General features: G+C 67.2%; 11 protein-coding genes. 5 read left to right on the top strand and 6 right to left on the bottom strand.

Annotation, left to right across the window (positions count from 1 at the left end):
- Positions 1-185: 185 nt before the first annotated feature.
- From AC5P88_RS20555 to AC5P88_RS20545, 3 genes are all read right to left on the bottom strand, one after another.
- Complete coding sequence (locus AC5P88_RS20555) at positions 186-1199, bottom strand: restriction endonuclease (protein WP_495225894.1); 1014 nt, start codon at positions 1197-1199, stop codon at positions 186-188.
- A 237-nt stretch (positions 1200-1436) separates the two neighbouring features.
- Complete coding sequence (locus AC5P88_RS20550; RefSeq protein ID WP_106549059.1) at positions 1437-1928, bottom strand: phasin family protein; 492 nt, start codon at positions 1926-1928, stop codon at positions 1437-1439.
- 80 nt (positions 1929-2008) lie between these two features.
- Positions 2009-2284 (bottom strand): polyhydroxyalkanoic acid system family protein, encoded by a 276-nt coding sequence (locus AC5P88_RS20545; protein WP_005417302.1) that lies wholly within the window; start codon positions 2282-2284, stop codon positions 2009-2011.
- A 125-nt stretch (positions 2285-2409) separates the two neighbouring features.
- Between AC5P88_RS20545 and AC5P88_RS20540 the strand changes: the two genes are divergently transcribed.
- The 4 genes from AC5P88_RS20540 (at position 2410) to aroA (ending at position 7160) form a co-directional block, all read left to right on the top strand.
- Complete coding sequence (locus tag AC5P88_RS20540) at positions 2410-3216, top strand: FHA domain-containing protein (RefSeq protein ID WP_106549060.1); 807 nt, start codon at positions 2410-2412, stop codon at positions 3214-3216.
- A 217-nt stretch (positions 3217-3433) separates the two neighbouring features.
- Entirely contained in the window at positions 3434-4519 is a 1086-nt protein-coding gene (gene serC, locus AC5P88_RS20535; protein ID WP_495225893.1) for a 3-phosphoserine/phosphohydroxythreonine transaminase, read from the top strand.
- 51 nt (positions 4520-4570) lie between these two features.
- Positions 4571-5776, top strand: a complete 1206-nt coding sequence (pheA, locus tag AC5P88_RS20530) for a prephenate dehydratase (RefSeq protein WP_057503311.1) — start codon at positions 4571-4573, stop codon at positions 5774-5776.
- A 76-nt stretch (positions 5777-5852) separates the two neighbouring features.
- On the top strand, positions 5853-7160 hold the full coding sequence (aroA, locus tag AC5P88_RS20525; RefSeq protein WP_164147188.1) for a 3-phosphoshikimate 1-carboxyvinyltransferase: 1308 nt from the start codon (positions 5853-5855) through the stop codon (positions 7158-7160).
- A 215-nt stretch (positions 7161-7375) separates the two neighbouring features.
- On the opposite strand, the gene AC5P88_RS20520 is transcribed toward aroA, so the two are convergent.
- Positions 7376-7948: an energy transducer TonB gene (locus AC5P88_RS20520; protein ID WP_049449052.1), complete on the bottom strand. Its 573-nt coding sequence runs from the start codon at positions 7946-7948 to the stop codon at positions 7376-7378.
- 119 nt (positions 7949-8067) lie between these two features.
- Complete coding sequence (locus AC5P88_RS20515) at positions 8068-8706, bottom strand: energy transducer TonB (RefSeq protein ID WP_010480562.1); 639 nt, start codon at positions 8704-8706, stop codon at positions 8068-8070.
- 113 nt (positions 8707-8819) lie between these two features.
- Between AC5P88_RS20515 and serS the strand changes: the two genes are divergently transcribed.
- Positions 8820-10100, top strand: a complete 1281-nt coding sequence (serS, locus tag AC5P88_RS20510; protein ID WP_049436699.1) for a serine--tRNA ligase — start codon at positions 8820-8822, stop codon at positions 10098-10100.
- A 141-nt stretch (positions 10101-10241) separates the two neighbouring features.
- Here the strand turns inward: serS and AC5P88_RS20505 are convergent, their stop codons facing one another.
- Positions 10242-10592, bottom strand: coding sequence for an SH3 domain-containing protein (locus AC5P88_RS20505; RefSeq protein ID WP_495225892.1), 351 nt, complete (start codon positions 10590-10592; stop codon positions 10242-10244).
- Positions 10593-10773 lie beyond the last annotated feature (181 nt).

The following is a 10773-nucleotide window of genomic DNA, read 5'->3' as shown; positions in this document are numbered from 1 at the left end:
TATCAGTTCGAGCGCCAACTCAACCAACTGTTCGGGCGGTTCAGGGAGAATCCGGCGTGGGGACCCAAGCTACTTCTCGGTCGCAAGACCTGGATCCACACGGTCGCCCACGCCGGGCTCTCGGCACCCAAGGTGCCAGATTGGCAAGAGATAAGATCCACGCCATGCGTGGATGTTGGTCCCGATCAATACGTGGCGCATTGCCGCCAGCGTACCGGCTCATTCACGCCCGGGCGGGCATTGAGCTGGATGCGCACGTTGCGCAGCGCGGGATAGCGCAGCACTTCCTCGCACACGCGTGGCCACACCGCTTCCAGTTCGCCGGTGCGGTTGATCGCCAGGGTCTGCCGGGTCAGCCAGACACCGCTGGCGATACCAGGCTTGCCGGCCAGGGCGCGGGCCAGATCGGCCTTGAAGCGCTCCAGGGTGGCCGCGTCCGGATTGGGATTGCTGCGCTCATCGGTGGCCGCCACCGTCGGCGAGGGCGCCGCAGTGATGGGCGATGCAGCCTCGCTCGCTTCGGGTGCTGCGTCGGCTGCGGGGGCGTCCGCTGGCAACGGGGCAGTCTCCACCGGCGCTGCGGCAACGGGCGCGGTGTCCTCCACATGCAGGCCCTGCAGGCCGAGCCCGACCAGCAGGCCCAGCGTCACCGAACCCAGCGCGGCGATAGCAATGCGGCGAAGCGCCTCATGCCGGGCACGGGTGCGCACGCGCGATTCGATGTCCGCCGGCAGGTAGGGTTGCAGCAACGGCCACAGGCGGGGGCCATCAAGGACTTCCACCGCCTGCTTCTCGGCAGCGCTGCGGCCATCGCGTTCGATCCGGCCTTCGGTCAGCAGCACGCCACCCTTGGCGCCGGCCAGGCGTGCGGCGGCGCCCAGTTCGTTCACCGCGGCGGTACCAATGCGATAGGCCAGGCCGTGCTTGCACGACACCAGCCAGGTGTTGGGGCCATCGCTGAGCAGGAAGTCGCTGCTGGGCTCGCGTGATTCTTCGGTGGTATCGCTGAGTTCACGCAGGCCGCGCTGTTCGCGCAGCATGCGCTTGACCAGCACCGAGAACTCGCGCCAATGCATGCCGGCCAGCGCCTGCAGGCCCAGTTGCATCTCCTTCTGCCGCCGCTTGATCCACCACAGATAGACAACGGCCAGGGTACAGGTAAGCAGGGCCGACAACAGGGCCAGGATCCAAGGGAGCATGCAGGAGGTGCGCGGAAGGGGCGAATGCGGAAGACGACAGTGTAAAGGTCGCACTATCCGGCTGGGTCAGGACGTTCCTGACAGGAAGCGTGATGGAACGCTCAGATCGGGATACAGCGGGCACGAAAAACCCGCCAATCCTGAAGCCGTGAGGGGAGGGAACAAACGGCAGCCGAAGCGATTGGCGGGTTGCTCGCGATTGTCAATCAAAATTTATTGCATTGCAACAATCGATGTTCAGGGCACGCTGTCCGGCGACTGATGGCTGCCCGGTGCGGGGGCATCGGCGCCCGAGGCCGCACGGTTTTCCAGCTTGGCCAGCCGCGCGTGCAGGGCATCGATACGGGCTTCCAGCGCGGTCACCTCGTCGGCAGTGGGCACGTGCAGGCGCTTGAGCACGCCCTGCACCTGGTCATCGAAGGCCTTTTCGACCTTGTTCCAGGTGCCGGAGGCCTTCTCGCGGGCCTCATCCAGTGAGGTTTCCACGTTGTCGCGCCAGCCCGGACCCTGTTCGCCATTGCGTTCACGGCGGCGGGCTTCCCAGGCTTCGCCTTCCTTCACCAGGCCATCGAAGAAGCGGCTGCCCTCGGCCTGTGCGCGGCCCAAGGCCCCCAGGCCAGCCAGCCAGACCTGCTGGGCAGAGTCGCTGAGCTTGCGCGAGAAGCGCTCGGCCTGGTCACCGAACGAGGCGTCGTCGTTGCGGCGGTCATCGTTTTCGTACTGGTTCATCGCACTTCCCGTGGGAGTTGGGCCTGGCCCGAGAGTAGCGCGCGTTGGCGTTGCACGGCCGTGACGGCCGGCGCCGGGGTTCAGCCCAGCTTTTCCTTCAGCACGCGCTGGATCTCGCCTTCCACCATGCCTTTCATCGCCGACAGCAGGAAGCCCAGCTTGGCGGTCACGCGCACGGCGCCCGGCTGAAGCTCGATCGCACCATCCACGCCGCTGCCGGAAAAGTTCAGCACGTCGGCGGTCCAGGACGACTTCAGGCCGAAGCGCTCGGACAGCTTGGCGGCGACCTGTTCGATCGCGGCGCGTGCCTGTGCGTCGGGCAGGGCGTGGGCGTGGCGGACATCGATGGTGGACATGCAGGCTCCTGGCGCAGGGCGGGGATGATCAATGAGGGCGAGCATTGTGCGCATCGAGGGCCGTCGCGCCAAGCACTCATCGCAGGTTCTTCTTCGTTGGCGGCCAACCTGCTAGGCTGCGCCGCGTGCAGAACCTGCTTGTTCACTTCAGTCAACAACAACAGCCCGACCAGCCGCTGCGGCCCGGGGTGCAACGCATCGTGCGTCAGGCCAACGGCAGTGTGCGGCTCGGCGACGCCGGCCACGGCGCCCTGCTGCTGGCCCAGTTCTGCATGGACGATCGCGGCCTCTGGCTGCAGGTCGGCAACGGTATCCGTGGCATCCACGTGAATGGTCGGCCGGTGCGCCGCATGGCCCTGCTGCGTGCAGGCGATGCGGTATATGTGGACGGCGTGGAGATGGTGCTGCAGGGCGAGGTCGAGAGCCTGCTGCAGGCGCCCGCACCGAAGAACGATGACGGCAGCGACGAGCAGCAGCGCCTGCTGCGTGGTGTGGGTGGCCTGCATCATGGCCGCAGCTTCACCCTGTCGCGGGCCCGCCTGGTCGGTCGCGGCAGTGAGGCCGACATCGCCATCGACGATCCGGCCTTTGCCGAACAGCACGCCCGCGTGGAAGTGCACGGTGATCGTGTGCTGCTGCGCGACCTCGGCAGTGCCGATGGCACCCGGGTCAACGGCGTGGCCGTGCGCCACTGCTGGCTGCAGGCCGGCGACCAGGTGGTGTTCGATGGCCAGCACCGGTTTGTGCTGGAAGTGCCGCACGACCCGCGCCGGCGGCCGCTGCCGGCCGAGGATGAGTCCAGCCAGGACGCGGAACAGGCGCCGGTGCTGCCGGTGACACCGCGCAGGGTCCGGCGCTGGCCGTGGCTGCTGGCCAGCGCCTTGTTGCTGGCGGCAGTGCTCAGCCTGCTGCTCTGGTTCGGCGCGCGCTGATCCGCATCCGCCGGGTCCGCTCTGGTGGGTGCCGACCTTGGTCGGCACGCTCCTCCGGCGGGCATGACGCCTGACGGCGTACGCCGACCAAGGTCGGCGGCTGCCAGTGCGATGCTGTTGGCAGATGGATTCCAATGAAACCAAATTTCCCTTGCGCCACAAGGCCGCAAGGCTGGTGCACTGCGGCATACTAGGGGTCTTGCCCCACAGGTGTGACATGACGCGCGCGTTCAACTTCAGTGCCGGCCCTGCAACCTTGCCGGAATCGGTCCTGCGCCAGGCGCAGGCGGAAATGCTGGACTGGCACGGGTCCGGCGCTTCGATCGTGGAAATGAGCCATCGCGGCGCGGAATTCATGTCCGTGGCTGCAGAGGCCGAGGCCGACCTGCGGCGCCTGCTCGACATCCCCGACGACTATGCGGTGCTGTTCCTGTCCGGTGGTGCCACCACCCAGCAGGCGCTGATCCCGCTCAATTTCGCCAGCCCCGGCCAGCGTGCCGACTACGTGGTCAGTGGCCACTGGGGCAAGACCGCGGTCAAGCAGGCCGGGGTCTACGTCGACGTCAACATCGCCGCCAGCAGCGAGGCCGATGGCTACCGCACGCTGCCGCCGCGCGCCGACTGGCAGCTTTCGCCCGATGCGGCCTACGTGCACATCACCGCCAACGAGACCATCCACGGCGTCGAGTTCCGTGATGTGCCCGACACCGGCAACGTCCCGCTGATCGCCGATTTCAGTTCGTCCATCGCCAGCGAGCCGCTGGATGTGCGCCGCTACGGCGTGATCTACGCCGGTGCGCAGAAGAACCTCGGTCCGGTCGGCATCGCGGTGATGATCATCCGCCGCGACCTGCTCGAGCGCACTGGCCAGCCGCGCGCGGACATCTTCGACTACCGCTCGCACGTCGCCCGCGATTCGATGCTCAACACCCCGCCGACCTGGAACTGGTATCTGGCCGGCCTGGTGTTCAAGTGGATGCTGGCCGAGGGCGGCGTGACCGAGTTCGCCAAGCGCAATGCCGCCAAGGCCGCGCTGGTGTACGGCGCCATCGACGGCTCCGGCGGCTTCTACCGCAATGAGGTCGCACATGCGGCCCGTTCGCGGATGAACATCCCGTTCTTCCTGCCCGATGCCGATCTCGACGCCCGCTTCGTGGCCGAGGCCAAGGCCGCCGGCCTGCTGGCGCTGAAGGGCCACAAGGTGGTCGGCGGTATCCGGGCCTCGCTGTACAACGCCATGCCGCTGGCCGGGGCCGAGGCGCTGGTCGCCTTCATGGCCGATTTCCAGCAGCGTCACGGTTGAGCAATGAACGGTGCGCACCGTCGGGTGCGTGCCCCGCAACAGGGAATTCCGATGGCAAGCAGCAAATCCAGCAAGAAGGCGCCGAAGAAGGCCGAACCGGCCAAGGACAGCGCCTCCACCAAGGCCAAGGGCAAGAGCACGTCCAAGGCCGCGTCGAACCCGGCGCCCACCCTGGCGCCGCTGGCGCTGGCCGATGTGCGCTCCAAGATCGACCAGATCGACCGCGACATCCAGAACCTGATCGCCGAGCGCGCGCGTTTCGCCCACCAGGTCGGCAAGGCCAAGGGCAAGCTGGCCGCCGCCGTGGACTACTACCGCCCCGAACGCGAAGCGCAGGTGCTGCGCATGGTGGTGGACCGCAACGAAGGCCCGCTCAGCGACGAGCTGCTGGTGCACGTCTACCGCGAGATCATGTCGGCCTGCCTGGCCCAGCAGGAGCCGCTGAAGATCGGCTACCTCGGCCCGGAAGGCACCTTCAGCCAGCAGGCCGTGCTCAAGCACTTCGGCCGCTCCGCGCTGGGCCTGCCGATGGCCAGCATCGAGGAAGTGTTCCAGGAAGTGGAAGCGGGCAACGCTGATTTCGGCGTGGTGCCGGTGGAGAATTCAGGGCAGGGCACCATCCAGATCACCCTGGACATGTTCCTGACCTCGAACCTGAAGATCTGTGGCGAAGTGGAACTGCGAGTGCAGCAGTACCTGATGTCGCGCAGCGGCCGCATCGAGGACATCGAGCGCATCTACGCGCACCCGCAGTCGTTCATGCAGACCTCGGCGTGGCTGCGTGCCAACCTGCCGAAGGCCGAAAAGATCCCGGTGTCGAGCAATGCCGAGGGTGCGCGCCGTGCGCGCAACGCCGACGACGCGGCGGCCATCGGCGGCGAGAGCGCCGGCCATGTGTACGGCCTGAAGAAGGTGGTCACCAAGCCCATCCAGAACGATGCCGACAACACCACCCGTTTCCTGGTGGTGGGCCGCAACATCTTCCCGACCTCCGGCCACGACCGTACCTCGGTGCTGGTGTTCATCCATGACAAGCCTGGTGCGCTGTTCGACGTGCTCAGCCCGTTCGCCCGCCACGGCATCAGCATGAACCGCATCGAGTCGCGCCCGTCGCACCACGGCAAGTGGGAATACGGCTTCTTCATCGACCTGGCCGGCCACATCGACGACGCGCCGATGCAGGCTGCCCTGGCCGAACTGGAAGCGCACTCGGCGCAGATCAAGGTGCTTGGCTCCTACCCGGTGGCCGTGCCCTGATTGCTGCTGCGGCGGCAACGGCCGCCGCTCCCTGATGCATCGCCGGCACTGCCGGTGTTTACGGAATGATCGAACGATGAGCAACGCGCAACACTGGATTGCCCGCAAGGGCCAGCCGCTGCAGGGCAGCCTGACCATTCCCGGCGACAAGTCGGTCTCGCACCGCTCGGTGATGTTCGCCGCGCTCGCCGATGGTACCTCGCATATCGAAGGCTTCCTGGAAGGCGAAGACACCCGCGCCACCGCGCGCATCTTCAGCCAGCTTGGCGTGCGTATCGAAACGCCCAGCCCGTCGCAGCGCATCGTGCATGGCGTCGGCATCGACGGCCTGCAGGCACCCAGCGCACCGCTGGACTGCGGCAACGCCGGTACCGGCATGCGCCTGCTGGCCGGCCTGCTGGCAGGCCAGGCCTTCGATTGCACACTGATCGGCGATGAGTCGTTGTCGGGCCGCCCGATGCGCCGCGTCACCGGCCCGCTGTCGCAGATGGGCGCGAAGATCGACACCCAGGACGACGGCACGCCGCCGCTGCACGTGCATGGCGGCCAGTCGCTGCACGGCATCGACTTCGCCTCGCCGGTGGCCAGCGCACAGATCAAGTCGGCGGTGCTGTTGGCCGGCCTGTACGCGCAGGGCGAAACCCGGGTAACCGAACCGCACCCGACCCGTGACTACACCGAACGCATGCTGTCGGCGTTCGGAGTGGACATTGAATTCTCGCCGGGCAAGGCGCGCCTGCGTGGCGGCCAGCGCCTGCGCGCCACGGACATCGTGGTGCCGGCCGACTTCTCGTCTGCGGCGTTCTACCTGGTGGCCGCCAGCATCATTCCCGGTTCCGAGCTGCGCCTGAAGCAGGTTGGCCTGAACCCGCGTCGCACCGGCCTGCTGCATGCGTTGCGCCTGATGGGCGCGGACATCACCGAAGAGAATCCGGCCGAGCAGGGCGGTGAGCCGGTTGCCGATCTGGTGGTGCGCTACGCTCAGTTGAAGGGTGCACGCATTCCGGAAGAACTGGTGCCGGACATGATCGACGAATTCCCCGCGCTGTTCGTGGCGGCTGCCGCCGCAGAAGGCCAGACCGTGGTGAGCGGTGCGGCCGAGCTGCGGGTGAAGGAATCCGATCGTCTCGCTGCGATGGCCACCGGCCTGCGTGCGCTGGGCATGCAGGTGGACGAAACCGAAGACGGTGCCACCCTGCATGGTGGCGTGCGCCTGGGCAGTGGCACCATCGAAAGCCACGGCGACCATCGCATTGCCATGGCGTTCGCCATTGCCGGCCAGATCAGTGACGGCGAAGTGCGCATCAACGATATCGCCAACGTCGCCACGTCGTTCCCGGACTTCGACGGCCTTGCGCGCAGCGCCGGGTTCAACCTGGCCTGACCGGCATCGCAACCGCCGGGCGTGGCCCGGCGCTACCGGACACGGTGTGGGTAGCGCCGGGCCATGCCCGGCGGATCGCATTCCGCGGTAGCTGCCGACCTTGGTCGGCACGTTCACATCGCCCGGTAGGTGCCAACCTTGGTTGGCACGCTTTTCCGCATAAAAGGACGGAGGCCGAAGCCTCCGTCTAAACATCACGAACCCCTCGTCCGCGATCAACGCTGCTCGGTACGGAAATCCACCGGGACCCGCACCACGCTGGCGATGGCACGGCCTTCGTGCATCGCCGGCTGGAACTTCCAGTTCTGCACAGTGCTCAGCACTGCGCGGTCCAGATCGCGACTGCGCTCGCCGCTGCGCGAAACGATCGCGGCATTGGCGACGTTGCCGCGGGTATCGACACTCAGGCTGGCGATCACGCTGCCCTGCACGCCACTACGCAGCGCAGCGGCGGGGTAGGTGGGCATGCGGTTGCTGGCCAGCGGGCGGGCCTCACGATTGCGCACTACCGGCGCGGCCTTCCGCGAAGCAGTTGCCGGGGCTGCCTGGCGCGCGGCAGGGGCCGCCGCATCCGTCACCGCTGCCTGCTCAGGGGCGGGCAGCATGCGCTCACCGACCGGTGCCGGAGCCACGTCTTCCTGGTTTGAATGACGCAGCCAGAGCAGGGCGGCAGCAAACATCGCCACGATCAGCGCGATCCACATCCAGGGCGACGTGGGTTTGTGCTGCAGGCTGGAATCCTCCTGCAGATGCGGCGAATGAAGGTCTTCGTGGGTGGTGGCAGTCATCGCTAACTCCTTCCGTCAATGGACGACGTGGGAAGTGTTGCGCGAGCCACGGACGAGAAGTGTCAGCGTTGCGTCAACGCCACCGGCAGGGTTCAGTTTGCCTGCCGGGAAGCGTTCAGTTACTGCGTCTTGAAGTCGAACGGCACTTCAATGCTGCCGGGGACGGCCTGGCCGTTGCTCTGCGCCGGAGTAAAGCGCCAGCGGCGCACGGCGTCGGTGGCGGCACGGTCGAGCTCGCGTGAGCCGCTGCGCTGGATCACCGTGGCATTGTTCGGATAGCCGGTGGCGTCCACGTCCACCCGCACCACCACGGTGCCGGTCTCGCCAGCGCGCAGCGCAGCGGCCGGGTAGGCGGGCGGCGGCGACTGGCCGGCAATCGGCATCGGCTGGCTGTTGCCGGTGGCCGCCGGCGCAGGGCCCGGTGCGGCCGGGGCTGCTTCAGCGATGGGGGCAGGCGGCGGTGGGGCCGTTTCGACCAGCTTTGGTGCTTCTTCCTCTACCGGGGCCGGCTTGGCATCGGGCATGTCGCTGGAACCGGCCGCAGCGGCCAACGGCTCCGGCAGGGGCTCGATCTGGGCGGTTTCCTGCGGCGTCTGGGCGGCAGGATCGGCGCGGAAGAACTCCTTGTCGCGACCGGTCAGCCAGACCAGCACGAACAGCAGTACGCCCACGCCGAAGGCGATGCCAGCGATCTTCAGGGCGTTGCGCGGGATATGCACAGTGAACGACTTGGCGGACGACGAGCGGGGTGCAGACATGGACCGGACCAGTACGGAATGGCTCGATTCTGCCACGGCGGGAATGAACCGGGCGGCAGAAATCCGTATAACAAGCGATAATCCCATCCCTGATACCCACCACGACACCTGCCATGCTTGATCCAGCCCTGCTCCGCCACCAGCCCGCCGACCTCGCCGAACGCCTGCGCACCAGCCGCGGCTTCGAGCTCGACGTGTCTGCCCTGGAGTCCCTGGAGGCCGATCGCAAGCGCATCCAGGTGCGGACCCAGGAGCTGCAGAGCCTGCGCAACAGCCGTTCCAAGGCCATCGGCCAGGCCAAGGCCAAGGGCGAGGACGTCTCAGCCATCATGGCCGAGGTCGCTGCCTTCGCCGACGAGCTGAAGGCCTCGGAAGTGGCGCTGGACGAGCTGCGCGAGAAGATCGAAGCGATCTCGATGGGCATTCCGAACCTGCCGGCCGATGACGTGCCGGCCGGTGCCGACGAGAACGACAACGTCGAGCAGGCGCGTTGGGGTACCCCGCGCCAGTTCGACTTCAAGGTGCTCGACCACGTCGAACTGGGCGCCCGCAACGGCTGGCTGGATGGCGAGACTGCCGCCAAGCTGTCCGGCTCGCGCTTCACTGTGCTGCGCGGCCCGATCGCGCGCCTGCACCGTGCGCTGGCCCAGTTCATGGTCGACCTGCACACCGGTGAGCACGGCTACGAGGAAACCAACGTGCCGCTGCTGGTCAACGCCGATTCGCTGCGCGGCACCAGCCAGCTGCCGAAGTTCGAGGACGACCTGTTCAAGACCGCCGTGGGCGACTCCACGCGGTACCTGATCCCGACCTCGGAAGTGCCGCTGACCAACATCGTGCGCGACGAGATCGTCGAGGCCGAGCGCCTGCCGCTGCGCATGACCGCCCACTCGATGTGCTTCCGCGCCGAGGCGGGCAGCGGCGGCCGCGATGTGCGCGGCATGATCCGCCAGCACCAGTTCGAGAAGGTCGAGCTGGTCTCGATCAGCCGCCCGGAAGACAGCGACGCCGAACACCAGCGCATGACCCGCTGCGCCGAAGTGGTGCTGGAAAAGCTGGGCCTGCCGTACCGCAAGGTGCTGCTGTGCACCGGCGACATGGGCTTCTCGGCCATCAAGACCTACGATCTGGAAGTCTGGCTGCCGTCGCAGGAGACCTACCGCGAGATCTCCTCGTGCTCGAACTGTGGTGACTTCCAGGCCCGCCGCATGCAGGCGCGCTGGCGCAACCCGGCCACCGGCAAGCCGGAACTGGCGCACACCCTGAACGGCTCGGGCGTGGCCGTCGGCCGCGCGATGATCGCGGTGATGGAGAACTACCAGAATGCCGACGGCAGCATCACCGTGCCGGAAGCGCTGCGCCCGTACATGGGTGGCCTGGAAACCATCGCCTGATTCCCTGATCGGGTGGGTGCCATGCTTGCATGGCACTGCTATGGCTCTGGTGGGTGCCATGCTTGCATGGCACCGAATCCACGCATGGCGTGGATCTACAATGCGGGCTACATCCACGCAATGCGTGGATGAACCCCACAATCACTCCACAACCCGCACCTTCTCCAACGGCACCCATCCCGGCTCGCCCGTCTCCGGCACGCACCACGCCCAGCCATTGAGCGTGCGCTGCCCACGCAGCAGCTGGCCGGGATCCACATCCAGCTCCCGCGCGCAGTAATCCTGCGTGGCAAACGCGTCACCCTGCGCAGTGCGACCGATCACCGGTGCTGGCACGAATCCGGGCTGTTGCCCCTCGGCCTCGCACAGGAACCAGTCCGCCCAGCCCTCCGGGCCTTCATAGCGTTCGCCCACCGCCAGCGCCTGCCCGCGGCGCAGGGTGATCGGGTGCGGAAATTCGCTGCGATGCGCAGTCGTCACGATGTAGTTCATGGCCCCAGCCTAACGCTCTGTAGAACCCCGCGCACGGCGCCGCATCCACGCATGGCGTGGATCTTATCTCTTGCCGATCTGGCACCTTGGGTGCCGAGAGCCCGGCGTGGGCGACCGTGTGGATCCAGGTCTTGCGACCGAGAAGTAGCTTGGGTCCCCACGCCGGATTCTCCCTGAACCG

Source organism: Stenotrophomonas sp. YJH_SMC_8 (assembly GCF_059371315.1).
Note: the sequence above shows the minus strand (reverse complement) of the source record. Positions and strands in the feature narration are given on the sequence as shown.

Excerpts from the sequence above, each read along its gene's own strand:
- aroA (WP_164147188.1), top strand. The coding sequence starts at position 5,853 with ATGAGCAACGCGCAACACTGGATTGCCCGCAAGGGCCAGCCGCTGCAG.
- AC5P88_RS20520 (WP_049449052.1), bottom strand. The coding sequence starts at position 7,948 with ATGACTGCCACCACCCACGAAGACCTTCATTCGCCGCATCTGCAGGAG.
- AC5P88_RS20545 (WP_005417302.1), bottom strand. The coding sequence starts at position 2,284 with ATGTCCACCATCGATGTCCGCCACGCCCACGCCCTGCCCGACGCACAG.
- AC5P88_RS20550 (WP_106549059.1), bottom strand. The coding sequence starts at position 1,928 with ATGAACCAGTACGAAAACGATGACCGCCGCAACGACGACGCCTCGTTC.
- AC5P88_RS20555 (WP_495225894.1), bottom strand. The coding sequence starts at position 1,199 with ATGCTCCCTTGGATCCTGGCCCTGTTGTCGGCCCTGCTTACCTGTACC.
- serS (WP_049436699.1), top strand. The coding sequence starts at position 8,820 with ATGCTTGATCCAGCCCTGCTCCGCCACCAGCCCGCCGACCTCGCCGAA.
- AC5P88_RS20505 (WP_495225892.1), bottom strand. The coding sequence starts at position 10,592 with ATGAACTACATCGTGACGACTGCGCATCGCAGCGAATTTCCGCACCCG.
- serC (WP_495225893.1), top strand. The coding sequence starts at position 3,434 with ATGACGCGCGCGTTCAACTTCAGTGCCGGCCCTGCAACCTTGCCGGAA.
- AC5P88_RS20515 (WP_010480562.1), bottom strand. The coding sequence starts at position 8,706 with ATGTCTGCACCCCGCTCGTCGTCCGCCAAGTCGTTCACTGTGCATATC.
- pheA (WP_057503311.1), top strand. The coding sequence starts at position 4,571 with ATGGCAAGCAGCAAATCCAGCAAGAAGGCGCCGAAGAAGGCCGAACCG.